Source organism: Pseudomonas sp. WC1, assembly GCF_050586565.1.
Classification (GTDB): domain Bacteria; phylum Pseudomonadota; class Gammaproteobacteria; order Pseudomonadales; family Pseudomonadaceae; genus Aquipseudomonas.
Map to the genome: position 1 here is coordinate 20,286 of NZ_JBOBDQ010000049.1, position 25,384 is coordinate 45,669.

Genomic DNA, 25,384 nt, shown 5'->3' on the forward strand with positions numbered 1-25,384 from the left:
GCGCCTCAGACCCGCGCCGCAGTGATCGCCGCCGAGCCCCAGGTGGTGCGCCAGCGCTGCTTGACGCCATGCAGGCCAAACCAGGCGAGCAGGCCCAGGCTGGCGAACAGCCACAGGCCGAGCTGGTAGTCGCCGGTGTGCTGCTTGATGGTGCCAAGGCCCGCGGCGAGCAGGAAGCCACCGATGCCGCCGGCCATGCCGATCAGCCCGGTCATCACGCCGATCTCCTGGCGGAAGCGCTGCGGCACCAGCTGGAACACCGCGCCATTTCCGGCCCCCAGCCCGAGCATGGCGCTGACGAACAGCGCCAGGGCTGCCGCCGCGTTGGGCAGGTTGAAGCCCACCGCCGCGATGCACACGGCGGCCACGCCGTACATCGCCAGCAGGGTGCGGATACCACCGAAGCGATCGGCCAGGGCGCCGCCGAGCGGACGCATGAGGCTGCCGGCAAACACACAGGCGGCGGTGTAGTAGCCGGCGGTCACCGGGCTCAGGCCGTACTGATCGCTGAAATAGCCAGGCAGGGCGCTGGCCAGGCCGATGAAGCCGCCGAAGGTGACACTGTAGAAGAACATGAACCACCAGCTGTCGCGGTCGCCGAGGGCCTTGAGGTAGTCGGCCATGGCCTTGGGCTTGGGCCGTTGCGGGGCATTGCGGGCCAGCCAGGCGAATAGCACCAGGGTCAGCAGCAGCGGCAGCAGGGCAAAGCCGAACACATTGTTCCAGCCGAAGGCGGCGGCCAACGCCGGCGCCAGCAGGGCGGCGAACACCGTGCCGGAGTTGCCGGCACCGGCGATGCCCATGGCCTTGCCCTGGTGCTGCGGCGGGTACCACTGCGAGGCCAGCGGCAGGGACACGGCGAACGAGGCCCCGGCAAAACCAAGGAACACACCCAGCAGCAAGGCTTGTTCGTAGCTGCGCACGCCCAACTGCCAGGCGCAGGCCAGGGCGACGATCACCACCGCCTGGCCGATCAGCCCGGCGGTCTTGGGCGACAGGCGATCGACCAGCAGACCCATGGCAAAGCGCAGCAGCGCGCCGGCCAGGATCGGCGTGGCCACCATCAGGCCCCGTTGCTGTGCGGTCAGTTGCAGGTCGGCGGCAATCTGCACCGCCATCGGGCCGAGCAGGTACCAGACCATGAAGCTCAAGTCGAAATACAGGAAGGCGGCGAACAGGGTGGGCACATGCCCGGATTTCCAGAAGCTCGTATTCATCGGACACCTCGTGGGGCGCGCAACGCAGGGGCGGAAACGAAAAGACGCCGCTGCCCGGTCCACGGATAAGTGGCTGGGGAGCGACGTCTTTGTCGGGGTCTGGGGGGCAACCGCCGTTGGCTACCTGGTGTTCCATGAGCAAGAGACGGGCCAAGGTCTGCGGGTCATTGCAACTAGCCCAGCATCTCCGACATGGCGATGATCTGCTCCGCCACCTGGATCAGCTTCTGCTGGCGGCTCATGGCCTGGCGGCGCATCAGGGTGTAGGCCGCTTCCTCGTTGCAGTCCTTCATTTTCATCAGCAGCCCCTTGGCTTGTTCGATGCGCTTGCGCTCGGCCAGTTGCTGGTCGCGGGCCAGCAATTGCGCCTTCAATGCCTGGTCGCTTTCGAAACGGGCCATGGCCACGTCGAGGATCGGCTGCAGGCGCGTGGCCTGGATACCCTCGACGATGTAGGCGCTGACTCCAGCCTGGATCGCCTGGCGCATCACGTCGGGGTCGTGCTCGTCGGTGAACAGCACGATCGGACGGGGGCGATCGCGGCTGACCAGCACCACCTGCTCCATCACATCGCGGCCAGGTGACTCGGTATCGATCAGCACCACGTCCGGGTGCACCGTTTCGACACAGGCGGGCAGATCGATGCTCAGGTTGCCGGCCTCGATCACTTCGAAGCCGGCCTCGATCAGGGCGGCCTTGAGACGACCGACTTTCTTTTCGGTGTCGTCGATCAGCAGGATACGCAGCATGTTCGCCCCCTCAGTGACTGGCGCGGGCATCAGGCGCCGCGTCCAGGGCGTGCAGGGGGAAGCTGCGCGCATAGCCATGGGGGTCACTGCCGTCCCAGCGACGTCCGTCGAGCAGCAGGCTGCTGCGCATGGGTAGGTCGGCGCAGGGCACGCCCAGTGCCGAGGCGGCCTCGCGGTAAAGGGCCAGCTGTTGCACCTGGCGGGCGACCCCGAGGTAGTCCGGGTCTTCACGCAGCAGGCCCCAGCGGCGGAACTGGGTCATGAACCACATGCCGTCGGACAGGTAGGGCAGGTTGGCCCGGCCCTGGTCGAACAGGCGCAGGGCATGGGGGTCGTGCCAGCGATGACCGAGGCCATCCTGATAGTCGCCGAGCAGGCGCGGCTCGATGCTGTCGACGGGGGTGTCAAGGTAGGCGCTGCCGCTGAGCAGTTGCGCGGTGCTGCGGCGGTTCTCCTGGCTCTGCTCGATGAAGCGCGCGGCGGCGAGTACCGACTGGATCAGTGCCCGGGCGCTGTTGGGGTACTGTTCGACGAAACCCCGGGCGCAGGCCAGGACCTTTTCCGGGTGATCGGGCCAGATCGACTGGCTAGTGGCCAGGGTGAAGCCCTGGCCCTTGGCAAGCGCGTCCGCCGACCAGGGTTCGCCGACGCAGAAGCCGTCGATACGCCCGGCCTGCAGGTGGGCGGTCATCTGCGCCGGGGGCACCACCACGCTGCTGACGTCACGCAATGGGTGAATCCCCTGGCTGGCCAGCCAGTAGTACAGCCACAGGGCATGGGTGCCGGTGGGAAAGGTCTGGGCGAAGGTGAGTGCGCCTTGCTGGTGCACCAGCCGCGCCAGTGCCTCGGGGTTGGTCACGCCCTTGCGCTGCAGTGCGGGGGAGAGGTTGATGGCCTGGGCGTTCTGGTTCAGGCCCATAAGCACGGCCAGGGGGCTGGCGGGCACGCCGCCGATACCGAGGTGCACGGCGTATACCAGCCCATACAGGCAGTGGGCGGCGTCGAGCTCGCCGCTGACCAGCTTGTCGCGCAGCCCAGCCCAGGAGGCCTGGCGGCGCAGGTTTAAGGTCAGGCCGAATGGCTGGGCGAAGCCCTGGGTGGCGGCGACCACCACCGAGGCGCAGTCGGTCAAGGCCATGAAGCCGATGTCCAGGCTGGGTTTTTCCGGCGCGTCGCTGCCGTTGACCCAGGCCAGGGGCGTTGTCGGGAGGGGTGTGTTCACGGAGTTCCTCGAGCGTTCGCAATAGAGCGGCATGCAACAGACATAGCAACCCATGTGCCATGGCCCTGTCGCCCCGGCGGCGCGCTGGCTATAATCGCCCCCTCACACACCGCGAGTCCGCCCGCCCATGTATACCCTGGCCCGCCAGCTGCTGTTCAAGCTCTCCCCGGAAACCTCCCACGACCTCTCGCTGGACCTGATCGGCGCCGGTGGCCGCCTGGGGCTCAATGGTCTGCTGTGCAAGCAGCCAGCGGCGTTGCCGGTGACGGTGATGGGCTTGAACTTCGCCAACCCGGTCGGCCTGGCCGCAGGCCTGGACAAGAACGGCGCGGCCATCGACGGTTTCGCCCAGCTGGGTTTCGGCTTCGTCGAGATCGGCACCGTGACGCCGCGCCCGCAGCCGGGCAACCCCAAGCCGCGGCTGTTCCGCCTGCCTGAAGCCACGGCCATCATCAACCGCATGGGCTTCAACAACCTCGGTGTCGACCACCTGCTGGCACGTGTGCGCGCCTCGAAGTACACCGGGGTACTGGGCATCAACATCGGCAAGAACTTCGACACCCCGGTCGAGCGGGCCCAGGACGACTACCTGATCTGTCTGGAAAAAGTCTACAACGACGCCAGCTACATCACCGTCAACGTCAGCTCGCCGAATACCCCGGGCCTGCGTTCGCTGCAGTTCGGCGACTCGCTCAAGCAACTGCTCGATGCCCTGGCCGAGCGCCGTGAACAGCTGGCCACGGCCAACGGCAAGCGCGTGCCATTGGCGATCAAGATTGCACCGGACATGAGCGACGAAGAGACCGCGCTGGTGGCCGCGGCGCTGCGCGAGTCGGGCATGGACGCGGTGATCGCCACCAATACCACCCTGGGCCGCGAAGGTGTCGAAGGCCTGCCGTTCGGTGGCGAGGCGGGCGGCCTGTCGGGTGCGCCGGTACTGCAAAAGAGCACGCACACGGTGAAGGTGCTGGCGGGCGAGCTGGGCGGCAAGCTGCCGATCATCGCCGCTGGCGGCATTACCGAGGGGCGCCACGCGGCTGAGAAGATCGCCGCTGGGGCTAGCCTGGTGCAGATCTATTCGGGCTTCATCTACAAAGGCCCGGCGTTGATTCGTGAAGCGGTGGATGCGATTGCGGCGATGCCGAAACCATGAAATGAGCCGCTCCCACGCTGTATAGAAGATGTGGCGAGAAAATAAGGTGCATAAAAAAGGGCCCCTTCAAAGGGGCCCCTGGGCCGCAGCCCGCCGCCCGGATAGGGCGCGCATGGTGACTCGAATTCAGTGTCCTCGTTCAGCCAACGGCGTGATTTTCGTTGAGTCTATGAATGCCAGCGGTGCCGGTCATGCCATCCCAGTTATCGCCGCGACCTTCGCGCCAGCCGTTGATCCAGGCTTGGCGTACAGAGGGTAGATTGAAGGGGCAAAGTTCGCGGGATTTGCCGGTGACTCCATACTGGTAGCCACGTGAATATGCTCTTTCCAACGGATCACGCTTAAGTCTTCTCATAGGGTGTTGCCCTCACTTGTTGACTGTAATGTCCCGTCGGCCTCTCCGAGGCCGGGCAGAATCGTTCTGCCGGTTTGCGCCCGCTGCCGGCGTCGCGGGCTGAAAGTGCCGCCCCGTTGCGGTGCGGCCTGAGATCAGTTCTAACGAATGCGAGTCACAGTGTGAATGATCGATTTGTCATAAGGACGTAACCTTTCCGAGGGTGAGGGGATAAGTAAATAAATGCGACTCAACCTTGTTTGCCGTTGGGCCCGCTATGATCAGGGTTTAGTCAACGTTGACGTCAATTGGCCAGCGTTGCTCGATGATGACAGTAATAATTGGTAATGCGACGAAGGGTCACATCTGAACCCTGGGTCCACGAAATTTTCACACTGCCCGACGATCAAAGCCTCTTTCGCTTCTGCGTGAGGCATTGGTCTGCCGAGCGGCCAGGTCTTGCGATCGCTTCGCAAGGCCACCCGGGCGCCTGCTGGAAAGGTGCGCGGGCAAACAGCGGCAGCCGATGCGTCGGCTTGCCATTTACCTAGCCAAAGGCTCTGGATTACACATGTCGGACCGTTTCGAACTTTATCTCACCTGCCCCAAGGGCCTCGAAGGCCTGCTCGCCGAAGAGGCCAGCCAATTGGGCCTGACCGAGGTGCGTGAACACACCTCGGCCATTCGCGGCTCGGCCGACATGGAAACCGCCTACCGCCTGTGCCTGTGGTCGCGCCTGGCCAACCGGGTGCTACTGGTGCTCAAGCGTTTCTCGATGAAGAACGCCGACGACCTCTATGACGGCGTGCATGCGCTCGACTGGGCTGACCACCTGGCGGCCGACGGCACGCTGGCAGTGGAGTTCAGCGGCCATGGCTCGGGTATCGACAACACTCACTTCGGCGCCCTGAAAGTGAAGGACGCCATTGTCGACAAACTGCGCAACCGCGAAGGCCTGCGCCCGTCGGTGGACAAGCTCGACCCGGACCTGCGGGTGCACCTGCGCCTGGACCGTGGCGAGGCGATTCTGTCCCTCGACCTGTCCGGCCACAGCCTGCACCAGCGCGGCTATCGCCTGCAGCAGGGCGCGGCGCCATTGAAGGAAAACCTGGCAGCGGCGGTGCTGATCCGCTCGGGCTGGCCACGCATTGCGGCCGAGGGCGGCGCCCTGGCTGACCCGATGTGCGGTGTGGGCACCTTCCTGGTCGAGGCGGCGATGATCGCCGCCGACATCGCCCCCAACCTCAAGCGCGAGCGCTGGGGCTTCACGGCCTGGCTCGGGCACGTACCGGCGCTGTGGCGCAAGCTGCACGACGAGGCCCAGGCCCGTGCCCAAGTGGGCCTGGCCAAGCCACCGTTGTGGATTCGTGGCTACGAGGCCGACCCGCGGCTGATCCAGCCGGGGCGCAACAACGTCGAGCGCGCAGGCCTGGGCGACTGGGTGAAGATCTACCAGGGCGAGGTTGCCAGCTTCGAGCCGCGCCCAGACCAGAACCAGAAGGGCCTGGTGATCAGCAACCCACCCTATGGCGAGCGCCTGGGCGATGAGGCCAGCCTGCTGTACCTCTACCAGAACCTCGGCGAGCGCCTGCGCCAGGCATGCATGGGCTGGGACGCGGCGGTGTTCACTGGCGCGCCGGAGCTGGGCAAGCGCATGGGTATCCGCAGCCACAAGCAATACGCTTTCTGGAACGGCGCATTGCCGTGCAAGCTGTTGCTGTTCAAGGTCCAGCCCGACCAGTTCGTCACTGGCGATCGTCGTCAGGCTCAGGCCCAGGCCGACGCGGGTGAGGGCGAGCCGCGCCGCCAGGCGCCGGTGGCCAGCGAGCCGGCGCGCCTGTCGGAAGGCGCGCAGATGTTCGCCAACCGCCTGCAGAAGAACTTCAAGCAGCTGGGCAAGTGGGCCCGCCGCGAGCAGGTCGATTGCTACCGCGTGTACGATGCCGACATGCCCGAGTACGCCTTGGCTGTCGACCTGTACCACGACTGGGTGCACGTGCAGGAGTATGCCGCGCCGCGCTCGATCGACCCGGACAAGGCCCAGGCACGCCTGCTCGACGCGTTGACCGCGATTCCGCAGGCCCTTGGCGTCGATCCGCAGCGCGTGGTGCTCAAGCGCCGGGAGCGCCAGACCGGCACCCGCCAGTACGAACGCCAGGCCACCGAAGGACGCTTCCAGGAAGTCAGCGAGGGCGGCGTCAAGCTGCTGGTCAACCTCACCGACTACCTCGACACCGGCCTGTTCCTCGACCACCGCCCGATGCGCCTGCGTATCCAGCGCGAGGCGGCGGGCAAGCGCTTCCTCAACCTGTTCTGCTACACCGCCACGGCCAGCGTGCACGCAGCCAAGGGCGGCGCGCGCAGCACCACCAGCGTCGACCTGTCGAAGACCTACCTGGACTGGGCACGGCGCAACCTGTCGCTCAACGGTTTCTCCGAGCGCAACCGCCTGGAGCAGGGCGACGTCATGGCCTGGCTGGAGAACGCCCAGGACAGCTACGACCTGATCTTCATCGACCCGCCGACCTTCTCCAACTCCAAGCGCATGGAAGGGGTGTTCGACGTGCAGCGCGACCATGTGCAACTGCTCGACCTGGCCATGGCGCGCCTGGCGCCGGGTGGTGTGCTGTACTTCTCCAACAACTTCCGCAAGTTCCAGCTCGACGAGCACCTGGCGACGCGGTATGCGGTGGAGGAAATCAGCGCCCAGACCCTGGACCCTGACTTCGCTCGCAACAACCGCATCCATCGCGCCTGGCAGCTGCGTTTGCGCTGAGCCGACGAGGTACATGGCGTGGCCACTGGCCAGCGGCTATAAAGCAGGACAGGGCGGGACAATACGCAGGACGCTGACGTTGCTGAGAGTCCTCTATGTCGAACCCAGGCGTACCTGCGAAGCCGCTTGGCCTGTTCGGTGACGAGCTGTCGGCCTGGGGCGTGGCCCTGGCGGCGCTGGTCGCCGGGGCGCTGCTCACGGCCGCGCTGGCCATTGCCACGCAGACCTTCTTCAAGCAGCAACTGCGCCAGCGTTTCGAACTGCTGGCCAGTGAACGCTACAGCCGCATCGCCGAACGTTTCGAGGAGCAGGAGCAGCGCCTGGACGGCCTGCGCCGCTTTTTCGCCTACTCCAGTGAAATCACGCCCTACGAGTTCGATGGCTATGCCCGCCCGTTGCTGCATCGCACCCAGGCCTACTCCTGGGCGCCGCGGGTAGCGTCCGGGCAGCGCGCGGCGTTCGAACAGCAGGCCAGCGCCTTGCTGGGGCAGCCTTACCAGATCCGCGACCTGGACGCCCAGGGGCGTTGGCAGGCGGCAGCGATGCGCGATCACTACTACCCGGTCCTGTACACCCAGGCGGCGAGCCGGCAGGCCCAGCCCTATGGCTTCGACCTCGGCGGGCAGGCGCTGCGCGCCGCGACCCTGGCCCGGGCCTCGGGCCCTGGCAGCATGGCGGTGTCCGCGCCGCTGGACATGATCAATGTCGAGCCAGCCTACACCCGCGGCCTGCTGATGGTCGCCCCGGTGTTCGCCGATGATGCGTCGGCGAGCGAGTTGCCCCGAGGTTATGTGATGGCCTTGCTCAGCCTGCACCAGTTGATTGCCGAGAGCCTGCCGACCGTGGCCGACGACAACCTGGTGGTGCGTATCCTCGACCTGTCCACCGAGGGCGGCCACGAGGTGCTGTTCGACTCGGGCATGCCGACGGCGCGCATGGGCCTTGCCAGCAGTCACCTGCTACACCTGGCCGACCATCACTACCAGCTCGATATTCGACCCAGCCAGGGCTTTCTGTTGGCTAACCGGTCGTCTGCGGTGCCAGTCGTGGCATTGCTGGGTGGCCTGCTGAGCGTACTGCTGGCGCTGCTGCTCTACAGCCTGTTCAGCCAGCGCCAACGTGCCCTGGGTCTGGTGGCCCGGCGCACCGCCGAGTTACGTGTCAGCGAGCAGTCGTTGCGCGAGACTCACAACCAGTTGCGCAGCGTGCTCGATGCCGCGACCCAGGTCGCGATCATCGCCACCAGCCTGCGCGGAGTGATCGGCACGTTCAATGCCGGCGCCGAACGCATGCTGGGCTACTCGGCCGGCGAAGCGCTGGGCCGGCTGCGGTTGGAGGACCTGGTGTTGCCCGAAGAGCTGCACCAGCGTGCCCATGCCTTGAGCGTGCGCTTTGGCCGCGAGGTCGGCGCCGGCCAGGCGATGTTCGCCGAAACGGTGCAGGAGGGTGGCGCGCAGCCGGCGGACTGGACGCTGGTACGCAAGGACGGCAGCCATCTGCTGGCCAACATGCTGGTGACGGCGGTGCTGGACGAGCAGGGCTTGTGGGTGGGTTACCTGGCGGTCTGCATCGATGTCACCGAGAGGCGCCGGGTGCACGAAGCCCTGGCGGCCCGCGATCGGTTGCTGGAGAAACTCAGCGCCGAGGTGCCGGGCGGGATCTACCAGTACCGCCTGGATGCCGATGGCCATTCCTGTTTTCCCTATGCCAGCCAAGGTCTGCACGACATCTACGAGGTTGACCTGGCGGTGCTGCGCGAGGATGCCACGGCGGTGTTCGAGCGTATTCACCCTGACGACCTGGAGCGGGTGCGACGCTCGGTGCGGTATTCCGCCGAGCACCTTGCGCCGTGGCGTGAGGAGTACCGGGTGTGCCTGCCGCAAGCGGGGCTGCGCTGGGTGCGTGGGGAGGCTACGCCGGAGATCGGGGAGCATGGCAGCACGCTGTGGCATGGCTACCTGACCGATATCTCGGATCTCAAGCGGGTCGAGGAAGAGTTGCGGGCATTGTCGGTGACCGACGCCCTGACCGGTATCTACAACCGGCGCTATTTCCAGGAGCGGCTGCGCAACGAACTGGATCGGGCCCAGCGCGAGGGTTTGGACCTGGCGGTAATCATGCTGGATATCGACCATTTCAAGCGTATCAACGATCAGTTCGGGCATGCGGTCGGGGATCATGTGCTGCGCAATCTGTGCCAGCGGATCGCGCATCGGCTGCGGCGCACCGATGTGTTCTGCCGCTTGGGCGGGGAGGAGTTCATGGTGCTGTGCCCCGGGAGCAATGCCGAGCAGGCGCGGATGCTGGCGCAGGAGTTGTGGCAGGGGGTGCGCAGTGTGCCGGTGGAGGGCGTTGGGCGGGTGACGGCGAGTTTCGGGGTGGCGGGGTGGCGGGCTGGGGAGGGGGCGGATGCATTGTTGTTGCGGGCGGATGCTGGGGTATATGTGGCCAAGCAGGGGGGGAGGGATCGGGTTGAGGGGGAGTTGTTGTCTTGACTTGGGTTTGATGTTCTTGTTGGTTGGTGAATAGTATTTGGTGTTGGTTTGAAGTTGTATGCGAATTCAGGTTGTGTTTCGGTGCGTCGGTGTATTGTGTTATTTTCAATCGATAAATTTCCAGGTTTTGCTCTTGCTCTTGCTCTTGCTCTTGCTCTGCTTTTGCTTCTAAGTGCGCGATAGTTCAGGCGACACAAATTGCGACTTCAGGAGGCCGAACGTAGGTCTTGCGGAGGGAGGTGACGGGCATGGATGCCCGTCAAGCGCTGCGCCCCAGGATGGGGCGTTCAGCGCGGTCCTCCCGGGAGCAAGGCCGGAGTGAGGGGACCCCGGAGCGAAGCGTAGGGGCCGGATGAATGGAGCGAGCATTTTTTGGTTCCTTTTTGATGCTTCAAAAAGGGACCCGCCGTAAGGGCGGAAAGGTGATTATGCGTCCCCATCGTAAATGAATGCGCATATAACTTTCGAGACGCACGCTGTGTAAGTCAAAGTCAAAGTCAAAGTCAAAGTCAAAGTCAAAGTCAATCGGCATCGGTTTTTATAGTTGTAAGCGCATTCATTTGCGATGTCGACGCACAGTCACCTTTTCGCCTTTACGGCGAGTTCCTTTTTGTCGTGGCAAAAAGGAACCAAAAACCGTGCGCTCCATTCATCCGGCCCTCCGCTTCGCTCCGGGTCCCCTCACTCCGGCCTTGCTCCCGGGAGGACCGCGCTGAACGCCCCATCCTGGGGCGCAGCGCTTGACGGGCATCCATGCCCGTCACCTCCCTCCGCAAGACCTGCGTTCGGCCTCCTGAAGTCGCGAAGTTACGGGTGGCGCCTGGGCTGACGCAGCTGTCGCTAGCGGGGTATGGCGCTAGACTCCTCATCGGCAACGGCAACGAGCAGCACATTTGTATCTGGGCAATCAGATAAACTGCCTCCATGTCTGATTTTTCTCTCCCCCAAGCCCCCCTGCAACGCCTCGACCTATCTTGGTTACGCCACGCGGGAATCGAAGCTGCGGTCCTGCGCCTGGACCTGATCGACCCGCTGATCAGCGGCAACAAATGGTTCAAGCTGCGTCATCACCTGCTCCAGGCTCGCAAGGCCGATGCGCCGGGCCTGATCAGCCTGGGTGGTAACCATTCCAACCATCTTCATGCCCTGGCGGCGGCTGGCAAGCGCTTCGGCTTCGCCACTGTCGGGCTATTGCGTGGCCACCCCCAGGACACACCGACGGTGCGAGACCTGCGAGCCCTGGGCATGGAGCTGTTTTGGCTCGGTTTCGGCGGCTACCGCAGTCGCCATGAACCCGGTTTCTGGGAGCCCTGGCAGGCCCGCTACCCGGATTGGCACTGCATCCCTGAAGGCGGTGGCGGCCAAGCTGGCGCGCAGGGCTGCGGCTTGATCGTCGCGCAATGCCGGGCGCAGTTGGCAACGCTCGGCTGGACGGACTACGACGCCTGGTGGCTGGCGGCAGGCACCGGCACGACCTTGGCCGGAATGGTGCTGGAGGAGGCGGGCAGACATGTGGTCCATGGCGCCCTGGCCGTGCCCCTCGACCACGGTGTACCGGAAACCGTCGCAGCGCTGGCGGGCGTGCACGGCTACCAATTGCACGACGCCAGCCGTGGCGGCTTTGCCCGTATCGACGACGCACTGCTGGCGTTCATCGCCGACACCGAACGGCAAACCGGCATGCCGCTGGAGGCGCTCTACACCGGCAAGGCCCTGCTGGCCCTGCGCGACCGGGTCGAGGCCGGGCATTTCGCTCCCGGCACCCGCCTGGTATTCCTGCATACCGGAGGCCTGCAGGGACGACGCGGTTACTTGTAGGGCAGCATGCGCAGCAGGGTGTTGTCACGCCGCACGTAGTGATGATAAAGCCCGGCCAGTGCGTGCAGGCCGATCAGCCAGTACCCCCAGCTGCCGATGCGTTCATGCCAGCCCTTGATGAACTTGCTCAGGTCCGGATCCGGGGCGACGATGGCCGGCAGATCCAGGCCATAGAACGGGATCGGCTTGTCGGCGGCGCTGAGGATTGCCCAGCCGGCCAGCGGCAGGCCGATCATCATCAGGTACAGCAGCAGGTGCACCAGGTGCGACAGGCCGGTCTGCCAGGCTGGTGGCTTGGGCACGATCGGCGGCGTGGGGCGCGACAGGCGCATGGCCAGGCGCAGCCAGACCAGCACGAACACCGTCAGCCCGAGCATGAAGTGCAGGTCTTTCATCAGGTCGCGTTCGGCGCTGCCCTTGGGGAACAGGCCGCGCAGCTCGATGCAGGCGTAGACGGCGGCCAGCAGCACCAGCATCAGCCAGTGCAGGGCGATCGACAGGCGCGCGTAGTGGGCCGCAGGAGTGGATGAAACCATGGTGGGTCCTCGTCATCAGGTCGGAAGGGGCGCTCTTGATGGCGCCTGCCCCTAACTCTAATCGCTGGCGTGGAAATGTGTTTGCTTCAGATCTATCAAACACGGCCGACACAACGGGCCTGGGTAATGGCTTTGGGCCTGCACCCGATCTCCATCGCACAAGGATCCTGTGTCAATGAAACGCCTCATCTCCACCCCTCGGGTAGCGCTGTTTGGCGCCCTGTCCCTGCTGCTCGCCGGCTGCGAGCAAGCCCCGGCGGTCAAGACTCCACCGATTGCCGCCCTGACCATTCCGCTGTGCGTGAACGACGAGTGCGCGGTGCTGGACCAGAACGGCGCATTTCGAGTCGCCCCAGGCAGCGAGTTCACCCAGATCTACACCCAAGCCTTCACCAACGCCTTCATCTTCGGGCGTGGCGACTACTGGCACCTGGCAAGTGGTGACGGCAAGCAGGTGATTCGCGCCGACCTCACCGATGAGCTCTACACCTTGACCCCTGGCCTGTTCGGCTACGTCCGCAATGGCAAGGTCGGAGTGATGGATGAGCAGGGCAAGGAAGTCCAGCCGGCCATCTTCGACACTGTCTATGTCGGAGGTGACAACGACTTCATCGTCTATGAGATCGACGAACTGCGCGGCATCCTCACGCCTCAGGGCGAGAAGGTCAGCGAAGCGGTGTTCGACTCGCTGTACGTGCGCGAGGATTTCGCAAAGCGTGGCAACTGGGTGCTGGCCGAGCGGCAAGGCGAGAGCTGGGGATACAACCTCCAGACCAAGGTGTTGCGCAAGCTGGACTTCGACACCATAGTCAGCGCGGCTGACGGATATCTGGTGGTCACCCGCGAAGGCGGCGCGGGCAAGGGGCTGGCTGATGCCTCCGGCAACCTGGTGATTGCGCTCGACAAGGGTTGGCTGGGCACGCCAGGCGGTGGCCTGGTGGCCTTCAGGGATGGTTACGACAAACCTTGTGGCTACCTGGATTATCAAGGCAAGGTCGTCATCGAGGCGCAATACCAGAACTGCGAGACGTTCGGCAAGGTTGGCGGCATGGTGCAGTTGCAGCGCACCGGCGAAGACCGCGGCAAGGCCGGGATGATCGGGCATGACGGCAAATGGCTGATCGAGCCCGAGTACGACTCGATCGGCGATGCGGGTATCGGCCTGCTCGGCATGAGTGGCCATCGCCCGGGTTTCAACCATATCGGCAAGCTGCAGAACATGTTCCTGGCAACCTACGGAACCATCGACCTGGACCAGGGGAAGGTCGTGTTCCAGCCCATATACAAGCAGATCGGCGTGGTAGCGCCCAAGCGCTATGCCTTCACCGAGCTGAAATCGCCGAAGAAGACGGTGATGCTCCTCGGTATGCCGAGTGAAACCGATACCGTGGGCCTGATGGACGAGCAGGGCAAAGTGCTGGTCAAGCCGGAACAGTTCGTGTCGTTCAAGCTGTTGGCCGATGGCCGCCACCTGCTGGCTGCCGAGGGCAGCAATTCCGATACCCTGCGCGCGCTGTACGACATCGATGGCAAGCTGCTGGTGCCCGCCAAATGGCAGGACCTGGAAGTCGACGAGGCGCGTGGTGCGATCTTCGCCTATCGAGTCGAGGGCAATGGCGATGACGCCGTGCGCACGCTGCGCGCCCTGTATCGTCTGGATGGCAGCGTGGTGTTCGACACCAACCGTTTGCCCTGTGGCGCGGAACAGGTGGTCGATGGCAAGGGCCAGGTGCTGTGGCCGAAGGATGCCCAGGCCCACTGCCCGGCGCCTGAGCCGGTGGCCGAGGCGTCCTGACGCTTGAGCACCCGTCGCCGGTGAATCGGCAGCGGGTGCTGCTTCAGCGTGGGGGGAGGTGCGGCCAGTTGTCGGCCACCAGGAACATCCGTTCGACCTCTTCCCACGTTCCGTCCGCCTGTTCCTCCACTCTGCACAGCAAGTGTGCGTGGGCATCGGGCTCCAGCCCTTGCCGCCAGGCGGTGAAGCGCGTTGCGTTCCAGCAGGCCTGTGCTTCAAAGCGCGCTGGCGCCAGCCATGCCTGGCGTGGCAGGGGCTGCCAGCATCCGTTATCGGCTTCGCTCCATTCAGATTGGCGCAGCCAGCCACCGCGCAAGTGCCGGGGGTTGGCCCCGTCAGGTGGACGGGTGTGCCCCGACCGTGGGTAGAACAGGTAGCCGCCAAGCCACAGGTGGGCTTGCACCCGGTCCAGACCCAATCCGGCCAGCACAGTGTGACTCTGCGGTCCGCTCGACATGGGCAGCTGGTGCTGCACCAGGTGTGCCAGCTTGCGTCCCAGCCGATCATGGCAACCGGGGCCGAGCCAGAGGCCTGGGTCGCCACCGTCGCCGCTAGGCGGTCCCAGGTAGAGCTTGATGGCCAGCTCCAGATGATGATCGCCTTCGCGGTCACGCAGCAGAATGTCCAGCTCGCCCAGGGTGTGCCCGCCGTCGCGGATCGCCAGGTTGGCCGCCAGCAGCTCGATACCCGGTGCCTGCTGCAGGGCGAACTGCCACAGGCTTTCGTAGTACAGGCCCAGCCGCCGGCTGTTCAGGCGTGCCAGCCAGTCCAGCAGCGGCGCAGGCTCCTGGTCGAGCGTCACGAGCCATTGGCCCAGGCGCTGGGGATCATCGGCCCAGGCGCTGCCCTGCAGCGGGTGGCGCTGGGGGCAGCTGGCCTGCGCCAGCAGCGGGGGCGACAGCAGCGCCCAGGCCAGGTCGCGCACGGCAGGGTGGCGCAGCTGGCGGGGCAGGGGCTCGAGATCGGCGAAGGGCGTCATCCTGCGAGCATAGCCGGTTTGCCGCTGGCCGGTCCTTTCGCCCATAATCCCGGCATTGTCACCCCGCCGCAGAGCCTTGCAGGAGCACCATGGAGCAATTTCGCAATATCGGTATCATCGGACGCCTTGGCAGCTCCCAGGTGCTCGACACCATTCGCCGACTGAAAAAATTCCTCCTCGAGCGCCACCTGCACGTGATTCTCGAGGACACCATTGCCGAAGTCCTGCCCGGCCACGGCCTGCAGACCTCCACGCGCAAGCTGCTGGGCGAGGTCTGCGACCTGGTCATCGTGGTTGGCGGCGACGGCAGCCTGCTCGGCGCCGCCCGTGCCCTGGCCCGTCACAATATCCCGGTGCTGGGGATCAACCGCGGCAACCTGGGTTTCCTCACCGATATCCGCCCCGACGAGCTGGAGGAGAAGGTCGCCGAGGTGCTCGACGGCCATTACCTGGTGGAGAACCGTTTCCTGCTGCAGGCCGAGGTGCGTCGTCACAACGAGGCCATCGGCCAGGGCGACGCGCTCAACGACGTGGTGCTGCACCCGGGCAAGTCGACGCGGATGATCGAGTTCGAGATCTACATCGACGGCCAGTTCGTCTGCAGCCAGAAAGCCGACGGCCTGATCGTCGCCACCCCGACCGGCTCCACCGCCTACGCGCTGTCCGCCGGCGGCCCGATCATGCACCCCAAGCTGGATGCCATCGTCATCGTGCCGATGTACCCGCATACGTTGTCCGGCCGACCGATCGTGGTCGACGGCAACAGCGAGCTGAAGATCGTCGTGTCCAAGGACCTGCAGATCTACCCGCAGGTTTCCTGCGATGGCCAGAATCATTTCACCTGCGCCCCGGGCGACACCATCACCGTGAGCAAGAAACCGCAGAAGCTGCGCCTGATCCACCCGCTGGACCACAACTACTACGAGGTCTGCCGCACCAAGCTCGGCTGGGGCAGCCGCCTGGGCGGCAGGGACGACTGATGCTCGATCCGGCGCGCAGTTTCGACATCATCGGTGACGTGCACGGTTGCGCGCTCACCCTCGAACGCTTGCTCGACGCCCTCGGCTACAAGCGCATCGGCGGGGTCTGGCGGCATCCGCGGCGCCAGGCGTTGTTCCTGGGCGACATCGTCGACCGTGGCCCACGCATCCGCGAGGCGCTGCACATTGTTCATGACATGGTCGAGGCCGGCCAGGCGTTCTGCATCATGGGCAACCATGAGTACAACGCCCTGGGCTGGGTCACCCCGGCGTTGCCGGGCAGTGGCAAGGCCTTCGTGCGCGACCATACCCCGCGCCATGCCCGGCTGATCGACGAGACCCTTACCCAGTTCGCCCAGCATCCCGGCGACTGGCACGATTTCATCCAGTGGTTCTATGAGCTGCCGTTGTTCGTCGACGCAGGCCGCTTCCGCCTTGTGCATGCCTGCTGGGACCCACGGCTGATCGAGCCGTTGCGTCAGCAGTACCCCACGGGCTGCATCGACGAGCACTTCGTGCAGGCCTCGGCAGTGTCCGGCAGCTTCGCCTCGACAGTGTGCAACCGCCTGCTGCGCGGCACCGACATGCGCCTGCCGGACGGCCTGACCCTGACCGGCGGCGACGGCCTGACCCGCGCCTTCTTCCGCACCAAGTTCTGGGAAGAGGACCCGCAGACCTACGGCGACATCGTGTTCCAGCCCGATGCGCTACCCGACGAGGTGGCCCGCACGCCGCTCAGCCACAGCCAGAAGAACGCCCTGCTGCGCTATGCCGAGGACGAACCGTTGCTGTTCGTCGGCCATTACTGGCGCAGTGGTCGGCCGGCGCCGATCCGCGACAACCTGGCCTGCCTGGACTACAGCGCCGTGCTCTACGGCAAGCTCGCGGCCTACCGCCTGGACGACGAGACCCGCATCGACCCGCACAAGTTTGTCTGGGTCGATGTCGACCGCCCGCAGGCCAGCCAATGAACGTGGTCGAAGTGCTGCGCCTGCCGCTGGCGGTCGATCTCAGCGGTTTCGTCGCCCTGCTGCGCCGTCTGCAGGTGCCGCACCGGGTGGTGGAGGAGGGCGAGGAACAGGTGCTCTGGGCGCCGCCGGCCATGGCCCACGAAGTACTGGAACTCTATCGGCGCTTCCCTGAGGGCAATGCCGACCTTGAAGCCATGCCCGAACCTGTGGACGCTGGCATGCCGACCGCCCCGGCGGCGCCTTCGCTGAAGAAGCAGGCCCTGGCCTGCAAGGTCACCGCCGCGGTACTGATCCTGAGCCTGGTGGTCGCCGGGGTGACCGGCCTGGGTGACAACCTCTCGACCATCGGCTGGTTTACCTTCCTGTCGTTCAAGGTGCAGGGCGACTACCTGTACTTCACCCCCTTGCTCCAGGGCCTCGCCGAAGGCCAGTGGTGGCGACTGGTGTCGCCGATGCTGCTGCACTTCGGCGTGCTGCACCTGGCCATGAACGGCCTGTGGTACTGGGAGCTGGGCAAGCGCATTGAGCTGCGCCAGGGGCCGTGGATGTTGCTGGGGCTGACACTGTTGTTCAGTCTGGTGTCCAACCTGGCTCAGCATTTCACCAGCGGGCCGAGCCTGTTCGGCGGGCTGTCTGGCGTGCTCTACGGCTTGCTCGGGCATGTCTGGCTGTACCAGTGGCTGGCGCCGAACCCGCAGTTCAACCTGCCCAAGGGCGTGCTGGTGATGATGCTGATCTGGCTGGTGATCTGCCTGAGCGGCGTGGTCGGCCAGCTCGGCTTCGGCCAGATCGCCAACGCCGCCCATGTCGGCGGGTTGCTCATCGGATGCCTGACGGGGCTCTTGGGTGGCGCGCTGGCGAGGCGTAAACTGACCGCCTGACTGAGGAGACAGCATGTCCACGTTCGCGCAAATGATCGAAAACATCACCCCCGAGATCTACGAGAGCCTGAAGACGGCCGTGGAGATCGGCAAATGGTCCGACGGCCGCAAGCTGACCGCTGAGCAGAAGGAGCTGTCGCTGCAGGCGGTGATCGCCTGGGAAATGAAGAACCTCCCCGAAGAGCAGCGCACCGGCTACATGGGCCCGCAGGAATGCGCCTCGAAGTCGGCGCCGATCGCCAACATCCTCTTCAAGTCGGACTCGGTACATTGATCGAACTCGCTCGTGGCTCTCTGAGCAAGATGGCGGTGCGCCTGGACGCACCGGTCGTTCAATACAGTTTCCGCCTGGATGACACCGAGGTGCCGGTCAACCCGCTGATCGGCCAGTCGATACGCCTGGAGTACCTCGGCGCGATCCACTGCAGCCATTGCGGCAAACGCACCAAGACCAGCTTCAGCCAGGGCTACTGCTATCCGTGCATGACCAAGCTGGCCCAGTGCGATGTGTGCATCATGGCCCCGGAACGCTGCCACTACGATGCCGGCACCTGCCGCGAGCCGTCGTGGGGCGAGCAGTTCTGCATGACCGACCACGTGGTGTACCTGGCCAACTCGTCGGGCATCAAGGTCGGCATCACCCGAGCCACCCAGCTGCCCACCCGCTGGCTCGACCAGGGCGCCAGACAGGCGCTGCCGATCATGCGCGTGGCCACCCGCCAGCAATCCGGGCTGGTCGAGGATGTGCTGCGCAGCCAGGTGCCGGACCGCACCAACTGGCGCGCGCTGCTCAAAGGCGACGCCGAGGTGCTCGACCTGCCGGCCATCCGCGAGCAGATCTTCGACGCCTGCGCAGACGGTATCCGTGGGCTGCAGGAGCGCTTCGGCCTGCAGGCCATCCAGCCGCTGCCCGACGCCGAGGTGGTGCAGATGCGCTACCCGGTCGAGGCCTACCCGAAAAAGATCGTCAGCTTCAACCTCGACAAGGATCCCGTCGTGGAAGGCACGCTGCTGGGCATCAAGGGCCAGTACCTGATTTTCGACACCGGCGTGATCAACATTCGCAAGTACACGGCCTACCAGCTGGCCGTGCTCCAGTAAAAGGATCGTCACCATGCGTACCGAACAACCGCAAGTGATCTACCTCAAGGACTATCAGGCTCCCGAGTACCTGATCGACGAGACCCACCTGACCTTCGAACTGTTCGAGGACCACAGCCTGGTCCATGCGCAGCTGGTCATGCGCCGCAACCCCGAGCGCGGCGCCGGCCTGCCGCCGCTGGTGCTCGATGGCCAGCACCTGGAGCTGCTGAGTGTGCAGCTGGACGACCAGGCGCTGGGCGCCAACGACTACCAGCTCGATGACGACAGCCTCACCGTGCATCCCAAGGCCGAACGCTTCACCCTGGATACCAGCGTGAAGATCCACCCGGAAAGCAACACCGCGCTGGAAGGCCTGTACAAGTCCGGCAAAATGTTCTGCACCCAGTGCGAGGCCGAGGGCTTCCGCAAGATCACCTACTACCTCGACCGCCCGGACGTGATGAGCACCTTCACCACCACGGTGATCGCCGAGCAGCATCGCTATCCGGTGCTGCTGTCCAACGGCAACCCGGTCGGCAGCGGGCCGGCTGAAGACGGCCGCCACTGGGCCACCTGGGAAGACCCGTTCAAGAAGCCGGCCTACCTGTTTGCCCTGGTGGCGGGTGACCTGTGGTGCGTCGAGAGCGAATTCAAACGCCAATCCGGCCGCGACGTGACCCTGCGTATCTATGTCGAGGAAGAAAACCTCGACAAGTGCGACCACGCCATGGTCAGCCTGAAGAAGTCCATGCGCTGGGACGAGGAGGTCTACGGCCGTGAATATGACCTGGACATCTTCATGATCGTCGCGGTCAACGACTTCAACATGGGCGCCATGGAAAACAAGGGCCTGAACATCTTCAACTCGAGCTGCGTGCTGGCCCGCGCCGAGACCGCAACCGACGCCGCCCACCAGCGGGTCGAGGGTGTGGTGGCCCACGAGTACTTCCATAACTGGTCGGGCAACCGCGTGACCTGCCGCGACTGGTTCCAGCTGTCGCTCAAGGAAGGCTTCACGGTGTTCCGCGATGCCGAGTTCAGCGCCGACATGAATTCGCGCACGGTCAAGCGCATCGAGGATGTCGCCTACCTGCGTACCCATCAGTTCGCCGAAGACGCCGGCCCCATGGCCCACCCGATCCGCCCGGACAGCTTCATCGAGATCTCCAACTTCTACACCCTGACGGTGTACGAGAAGGGCGCCGAGGTGGTCGGCATGGTCCACACCCTGCTGGGGGCCGAGGGCTTCCGCAAGGGTAGCGACCTGTACTTCGAGCGCCATGATGGCCAGGCGGTTACCACCGACGATTTCATCAAGGCCATGGAAGACGCCAACGGTGTCGACCTGACCCAGTTCAAGCGCTGGTACACCCAGGCCGGCACCCCGCGCCTGGAGGTCAGCGAGGCCTATGACGCTGCCGCGCAGCGCTACAGCCTGACCTTCCGCCAGAGCTGCCCGCCGACACCGGGGCAGGTTGAGAAACTGCCGTTCGTGATCCCTGTGGCGCTGGGCCTGCTGGATGCCCAAGGTAACGACCTGCCGTTGCGCCTGGCCGGCGAAAGCGCCGCCACTGGCACCAGTCGCGTGCTGTCGGTAACCGAAGCCGAGCAGACCTTCACCTTCGAAGGTATTGCCAGCCAGCCGCTGCCGTCGCTGCTGCGCGGCTTCAGCGCACCGGTCAAGCTGAGCTTCCCCTACGACCGCGACCAGTTGATGTTCCTCATGCAACACGACAGCGACGGCTTCAACCGCTGGGAAGCGGGGCAGCAGTTGGCCGTGCAGGTGCTCCAGGAGCTGATCGGCCAGCACCAGCGTGGCGAAGCACTGTCCCTCGACCAGCGCCTGATCACCGCACTGGGCACTGTGGTTGGCAATGAGTCGCTGGACCCGGCCATGGTCGCCGAGATGCTCTCGCTGCCGGGCGAGGCCTACCTCACCGAGATCAGCCAGGTGGCCGACGTGGATGCCATCCACGCCGCCCGTGAGTTCGCCCGCCGGCAGATCGCCGAGCAGCTGTTCGATGCGCTGTGGGCGCGCTACCAGGCCAACCGCGAGGTCTCGCGCAAGACCGCCTACGTGGCCTCGGCCGAGCACTTCGCCCGCCGCAGCCTGCAGAACATCGCGCTGTCGTACCTGATGCTCAGCGGCAAGCCGCAGGTGCTCGAGGCGACCCTGGAGCAGTACGAGCACTGCGACAACATGACCGAGCGTCTCACCGCCCTGGCGGTGCTGGTCAACTCGCCGTTCGAGGCCGAGCGGGCCAAGGCCCTGGACGCCTTCGCCGCGCACTTCAAGGACAACCCGCTGGTCATGGACCAGTGGTTCAGCGTGCAGGCGGCCAGCACCCTGCCGGGCGGCCTGGCGCGGGTCAAGGCATTGATGCAGCACCCGGCCTTCACCCTGAAGAACCCGAACAAGGTGCGCGCGCTGATCGGTGGTTTCGCCGGGCAGAACCTGGTCAACTTCCACGCCGCTGACGGTTCGGGGTATCGCTTCCTGGCGGACCTGGTGATCGAGCTCAATGCGCTCAACCCGCAGATTGCTTCGCGTCAATTGGCGCCGCTGACCCGCTGGCGCAAGTATGACGACCAGCGTCAGGCGCTGATGAAGGGCGAGCTGGAGCGGATCCTCGCGTCCGGTGCGCTGTCCAGCGATGTGTACGAGGTGGTGAGCAAGAGCTTGGCGTAAGCCTGGTCCAACGCTATCGCGGGGCAAGTCGGGTCGCGATGCGTTTGATGGTTAACAAAACATAACGTCCCGCTCGTTGTTTTCTGTCGGACAAGCCCGATACGATGGCCAGAAGCTATTCCAGGCCTCTGGACCAGGGGTTTCGGCAGTGCCTGGCAATAGATTGACCCACCACAAGAACACAACAGGGGGCAGTCATGAGAGAGCGGACAACGCCACGCCGCAGGCTGGCGGCAGGCGCGATGCTGGCACTGGTACTGGGCATCGGCGCCGGCAATGCCGAGGCGGCGGTGGCCGCCGAGGAATACTCGGTGGAGTCGGCCAAGGCCAGCCAGAGCCTGTTGATCGGCGCCACCCACGCCGGCCAGCGCCTGGTGGTGGTCGGCGATCGCGGCCATATCCTGTTCTCCGACGACCAGGGCAAGACCTGGACCCAGGCCCGGGTGCCCACCCGGCAACTGCTTACCGCGGTGTTCTTCCTCGACGACAAGCGCGGCTGGGCAGTCGGCCATGACGCCCAGATCCTCGCCAGCAACGACGGCGGCGCGACCTGGAGCAAGCAGTTCGAAGACCTGTCCCGCGAAGCGCCCTTGCTCGACGTGCGCTTCATCGACGCGCAGCATGGCTTTGCCGTGGGCGCCTATGGCGCGCTGCTGGAGACCACCGATGGCGGCCAGCACTGGCAGGACGTCGCCGAGCGCCTGGACAACCCCGACCAGCTTCACCTCAACGCCATTACCCAGGTGAAGGACGCCGGCCTGTTCATCGTCGGCGAGCAGGGCAGCATGTTCCGTTCCAGCGATGCCGGCCAGAGCTGGACAACGGTGCAGGGCCCCTACGAGGGCTCGCTGTTCGGTGTGATCGGTACCACCCAGTCCAACACGCTGCTGGCCTACGGCCTGCGCGGCAACCTGTTCCGCTCCACCGATTTCGGCGACAGCTGGCAGCCAGTCGAGCTCAAGGCCGAACGCGGTCCGCTCGAATTCGGCCTGGCAAGCGCTACGCTTCTCGAGGACGGCAGCCTGGTGCTGGTTGGCAATGGCGGCAGCGTGCTGCGCAGCCATGACGACGGGCAGACCTTCAGTGTGCGCAACCGCGCCGACCGCATCGCCCTGTCGGGTGTGAGTGGCCTGGGCGGTGGCGGCCTGTTGCTGGTCGGGCAAGGGGGCGTGCACCTGGCCTCGGCCGACGGTACCCAGGAGGTGCGTCCATGACCAGCCGGGAGAGCTTCGACATGCAGCACAAGGACAAGGCCACCCTGCTGGAACGCCTGATTTTCAACAACCGCCCCGTGGTCATCGCCATCTGCCTGCTGGTGAGCGTGTTCCTGTTCTGGCAGGCCACACAGATCCGCCCGTCCACCAGTTTCGAGAAGATGATCCCGCTGCAGCATCCGTTCATCGAGCAGATGATGGAGCACCGCAACGACCTGGCCAACCTCGGTAACACCGTGCGCGTCTCGGTGGAGGCGGTCAACGGCGACATCTTCGACAAGGACTACATGGAGACCCTGCGCCAGATCCATGACGAGGTGTTCTACATCCCCGGCGTCGACCGCGCCGGGCTGAAGTCGCTGTGGAGCCCGAGCGTGCGCTGGAGCGAGGTGACCGAAGAGGGCTTCTCCGGCGGCGAGGTGATCCCCAACACCTACAACGGCTCCCAGGACAGCCTCGACACCCTGCGCGACAACGTGCTCAAGTCGGGCCAGGTGGGGCGCCTGGTGGCCAACAATTTCAAATCCAGCATCATCGACATCCCGCTGCTGGAGAACCATCCCGACCCGCAGGATCCGGGGCGCCAGGTCAAGCTCGACTACCAGCAGTTCTCCCACCAGCTGGAAGAGAAGATCCGCGACAAGTTCCAGGCGCAGAACCCCAACGTGAAGATTCACATCGTCGGTTTCGCGAAGAAGGTCGGTGACCTGATCGACGGGCTGGTGATGGTGGCGATGTTCTTCGGTGTCGCCCTGGTCATCACCTGGGCGCTGTTGTACTGGTTCACCTGGTGCATCCGCAGCACCATCGCCGTGCTCATCACCACCCTGGTGGCGGTGGTCTGGCAGCTGGGGCTGATGCATGCGGTGGGCTTCGGCCTGGACCCGTATTCGATGCTGGTGCCGTTCCTGATCTTCGCCATCGGCATCTCTCACGGCGTGCAGAAGATCAACGGCATCGCCCTGCAGTCCAGCGACGCCGACAACGCCCTGACCGCAGCGCGGCGCACGTTCCGCCAGTTGTTCCTGCCGGGGATGATCGCCATCCTCGCCGACGCCGTGGGCTTCATCACCCTGCTGATCATCGACATCGGGGTGATCCGCGAGTTGGCCATCGGCGCCTCGATCGGCGTGGCGGTGATCGTGTTCACCAACCTGATCCTGCTGCCGGTGGCGATCAGCTACGTCGGCATTAGCCAGAAGGCCATCGCCCGCAGCAAGAAGGATGCGACCCGCGAGCATCCGTTCTGGCGCCTGCTGTCCAACTTCGCCAGCCCCAAGGTGGCGCCGGTATCGGTGGTGCTGGCGCTGCTGGCCTTCGGCGGCGGCCTCTGGTACAGCCAGAACCTGAAGATCGGCGACCTCGACCAGGGCGCGCCGGAGCTGCGCCCGGACTCGCGCTACAACCAGGACAACAGCTTCATCATCAGCAATTACTCGACCAGTTCCGATGTGCTGGTGATCATGGTCAAGACCCCGGCCGAGAGCTGTTCGATCCACTCGACCATGGCGCCGATCGACGAGTTGATGTGGACCATGGACAACACCCCCGGGGTGCAGTCGACCATCTCCCTGGTGACCGTGTCCAAGCAGGTCATCAAGGGCATGAACGAGGGCAGCCTGAAATGGGAAACCCTGTCGCGCAACCCGGATATCCTCAACAACTCCATCGCCCGTGCCGACGGCCTGTACAACGCCGACTGTTCGCTGGCGCCAGTGCTGGTGTTCCTCAACGACCACAAGGCCGAGACGCTGGAACGGGTCACCGCCGCGGCCAAGGCCTTCGCCGACAGCCACAGCAAGGAGGGCCTGCAGTTCCTCCTGGCGGCGGGTAATGCCGGCATCGAGGCCGCCACCAACGAGGTGATCAAGTCGGCCGAGCTGACCATCCTGATCCTCGTGTACATCTGCGTGGCGGTAATGTGCATGATCACCTTCCGCTCGTTCGCCGCGACCTTGTGCATCGTCCTGCCGCTGGTGCTGACTTCGGTACTGGGCAACGCGCTGATGGCCTTCATGGGCATTGGCGTGAAGGTCGCCACGCTGCCGGTGGTGGCGCTGGGTGTGGGCATCGGTGTGGACTACGGCATCTACATCTACAGCCGCCTGGAAAGCTTCCTGCGCGCCGGCCTGCCGTTGCAGGAGGCCTACTACGAGACCCTGCGCTCCACCGGCAAGGCGGTGCTGTTCACCGGCCTGTGCCTGGCCATCGGCGTGTGCACCTGGATCTTCTCGGCGATCAAGTTCCAGGCCGACATGGGCCTGATGCTGACCTTCATGCTGCTGTGGAACATGTTCGGCGCCCTGTGGCTGCTGCCGGCGCTGGCACGCTTCCTGATCAAGCCAGAGAAACTGGCGGGCAAGGAGGGCGGGTCGATCTTCGCCCATTGATCCTCAGCAAGGGGCCGCTGCGCGGCCCAATCGCCGGCAACTCGCAGCGGCGAACCGCGGCTCCCACAGGTATGCGCTGGCCTTGAAGATGGCGCGATCTCT

The 25,384-nt window shown here is 65.1% G+C and carries 19 protein-coding genes; 13 read left to right on the forward strand and 6 right to left on the reverse strand.

The annotated features are described in order from the left end of the window. Positions 1 to 5 precede the first annotated feature (5 nt). The 3 genes from ACQ4OD_RS19980 to ACQ4OD_RS19990 form a co-directional block, all read right to left on the reverse strand. Entirely contained in the window at positions 6 to 1,217 is a 1,212-nt protein-coding gene (locus tag ACQ4OD_RS19980) for a nitrate/nitrite transporter (RefSeq protein ID WP_258701433.1), read from the reverse strand. A gap of 173 nt (positions 1,218 to 1,390) precedes the next feature. Further along, the gene (locus ACQ4OD_RS19985) at positions 1,391 to 1,966 is read right to left on the reverse strand and encodes an ANTAR domain-containing response regulator (protein ID WP_046854754.1); all 576 of its coding nucleotides are present in this window, start codon (positions 1,964 to 1,966) and stop codon (positions 1,391 to 1,393) included. A 10-nt stretch (positions 1,967 to 1,976) separates the two neighbouring features. Next, positions 1,977 to 3,221, reverse strand: a complete 1,245-nt coding sequence (locus ACQ4OD_RS19990) for a CmpA/NrtA family ABC transporter substrate-binding protein (RefSeq protein WP_198755638.1) — start codon at positions 3,219 to 3,221, stop codon at positions 1,977 to 1,979. 94 nt (positions 3,222 to 3,315) lie between these two features. On the opposite strand from ACQ4OD_RS19990, the gene ACQ4OD_RS19995 reads away from it, so the two are divergent. Beyond that, positions 3,316 to 4,341 carry a quinone-dependent dihydroorotate dehydrogenase gene (locus ACQ4OD_RS19995; protein ID WP_102682737.1) on the forward strand — a complete coding sequence of 342 codons (1,026 nt, stop codon included), beginning with the start codon at positions 3,316 to 3,318 and terminating at the stop codon, positions 4,339 to 4,341. A gap of 139 nt (positions 4,342 to 4,480) precedes the next feature. Here ACQ4OD_RS19995 and rmf read toward each other — a convergent pair whose 3' ends face one another. After that, a complete protein-coding gene (gene rmf, locus ACQ4OD_RS20000) occupies positions 4,481 to 4,696 on the reverse strand; it encodes a ribosome modulation factor (RefSeq protein WP_003248687.1) in 216 nt (71 codons plus the stop codon). A gap of 550 nt (positions 4,697 to 5,246) precedes the next feature. On the opposite strand from rmf, the gene rlmKL reads away from it, so the two are divergent. The 3 genes from rlmKL (at position 5,247) to ACQ4OD_RS20015 (ending at position 11,764) form a co-directional block, all read left to right on the forward strand. Further along, entirely contained in the window at positions 5,247 to 7,451 is a 2,205-nt protein-coding gene (rlmKL, locus tag ACQ4OD_RS20005; protein ID WP_102682738.1) for a bifunctional 23S rRNA (guanine(2069)-N(7))-methyltransferase RlmK/23S rRNA (guanine(2445)-N(2))-methyltransferase RlmL, read from the forward strand. A 95-nt stretch (positions 7,452 to 7,546) separates the two neighbouring features. Then, positions 7,547 to 9,946, forward strand: a complete 2,400-nt coding sequence (locus ACQ4OD_RS20010; protein ID WP_430944812.1) for a sensor domain-containing diguanylate cyclase — start codon at positions 7,547 to 7,549, stop codon at positions 9,944 to 9,946. Between the two features lie 924 nt (positions 9,947 to 10,870). Continuing rightward, entirely contained in the window at positions 10,871 to 11,764 is an 894-nt protein-coding gene (locus ACQ4OD_RS20015) for a 1-aminocyclopropane-1-carboxylate deaminase/D-cysteine desulfhydrase (RefSeq protein ID WP_198755802.1), read from the forward strand. Here the strand turns inward: ACQ4OD_RS20015 and ACQ4OD_RS20020 are convergent. Beyond that, positions 11,755 to 12,300, reverse strand: a complete 546-nt coding sequence (locus tag ACQ4OD_RS20020) for a cytochrome b (RefSeq protein ID WP_102685343.1) — start codon at positions 12,298 to 12,300, stop codon at positions 11,755 to 11,757. The two genes, ACQ4OD_RS20015 and ACQ4OD_RS20020, sit on opposite strands and share 10 nt — an antisense overlap. A 175-nt stretch (positions 12,301 to 12,475) precedes the next feature. On the opposite strand from ACQ4OD_RS20020, the gene ACQ4OD_RS20025 reads away from it, so the two are divergent. Further along, entirely contained in the window at positions 12,476 to 14,095 is a 1,620-nt protein-coding gene (locus tag ACQ4OD_RS20025) for a WG repeat-containing protein (protein WP_139669666.1), read from the forward strand. Between the two features lie 43 nt (positions 14,096 to 14,138). Here ACQ4OD_RS20025 and ACQ4OD_RS20030 read toward each other — a convergent pair whose 3' ends face one another. Beyond that, positions 14,139 to 15,119: a DUF1853 family protein gene (locus tag ACQ4OD_RS20030; protein WP_198755800.1), complete on the reverse strand. Its 981-nt coding sequence runs from the start codon at positions 15,117 to 15,119 to the stop codon at positions 14,139 to 14,141. A 44-nt stretch (positions 15,120 to 15,163) separates the two neighbouring features. Here ACQ4OD_RS20030 and ACQ4OD_RS20035 point away from each other — a divergent pair, with 44 nt between their 5' ends. The 8 genes from ACQ4OD_RS20035 (at position 15,164) to ACQ4OD_RS20070 (ending at position 25,282) form a co-directional block, all read left to right on the forward strand. Next, entirely contained in the window at positions 15,164 to 16,054 is an 891-nt protein-coding gene (locus tag ACQ4OD_RS20035; protein WP_011532967.1) for an NAD(+) kinase, read from the forward strand. Then, positions 16,054 to 17,025 (forward strand): metallophosphoesterase, encoded by a 972-nt coding sequence (locus ACQ4OD_RS20040; protein WP_102685346.1) that lies wholly within the window; start codon positions 16,054 to 16,056, stop codon positions 17,023 to 17,025. The genes ACQ4OD_RS20035 and ACQ4OD_RS20040 overlap by 1 nt, the downstream gene beginning before the upstream one ends. Beyond that, the gene (locus ACQ4OD_RS20045; protein ID WP_139669670.1) at positions 17,022 to 17,906 is read left to right on the forward strand and encodes a rhomboid family intramembrane serine protease; all 885 of its coding nucleotides are present in this window, start codon (positions 17,022 to 17,024) and stop codon (positions 17,904 to 17,906) included. Before ACQ4OD_RS20040 ends, ACQ4OD_RS20045 begins: the two co-directional genes overlap by 4 nt. A 13-nt stretch (positions 17,907 to 17,919) precedes the next feature. Then, positions 17,920 to 18,180 carry a YeaC family protein gene (locus ACQ4OD_RS20050; RefSeq protein ID WP_011532970.1) on the forward strand — a complete coding sequence of 87 codons (261 nt, stop codon included), beginning with the start codon at positions 17,920 to 17,922 and terminating at the stop codon, positions 18,178 to 18,180. Next, the gene (locus ACQ4OD_RS20055; RefSeq protein ID WP_430944813.1) at positions 18,177 to 19,007 is read left to right on the forward strand and encodes a DUF2797 domain-containing protein; all 831 of its coding nucleotides are present in this window, start codon (positions 18,177 to 18,179) and stop codon (positions 19,005 to 19,007) included. Before ACQ4OD_RS20050 ends, ACQ4OD_RS20055 begins: the two co-directional genes overlap by 4 nt. A 13-nt stretch (positions 19,008 to 19,020) precedes the next feature. Beyond that, a complete protein-coding gene (pepN, locus tag ACQ4OD_RS20060; protein ID WP_430944814.1) occupies positions 19,021 to 21,678 on the forward strand; it encodes an aminopeptidase N in 2,658 nt (885 codons plus the stop codon). Between the two features lie 197 nt (positions 21,679 to 21,875). After that, the gene (locus ACQ4OD_RS20065; protein WP_139669674.1) at positions 21,876 to 22,892 is read left to right on the forward strand and encodes a WD40/YVTN/BNR-like repeat-containing protein; all 1,017 of its coding nucleotides are present in this window, start codon (positions 21,876 to 21,878) and stop codon (positions 22,890 to 22,892) included. Next, positions 22,889 to 25,282, forward strand: coding sequence for an efflux RND transporter permease subunit (locus ACQ4OD_RS20070; protein ID WP_139669676.1), 2,394 nt, complete (start codon positions 22,889 to 22,891; stop codon positions 25,280 to 25,282). Before ACQ4OD_RS20065 ends, ACQ4OD_RS20070 begins: the two co-directional genes overlap by 4 nt. Positions 25,283 to 25,384: the final 102 nt, after the last annotated feature.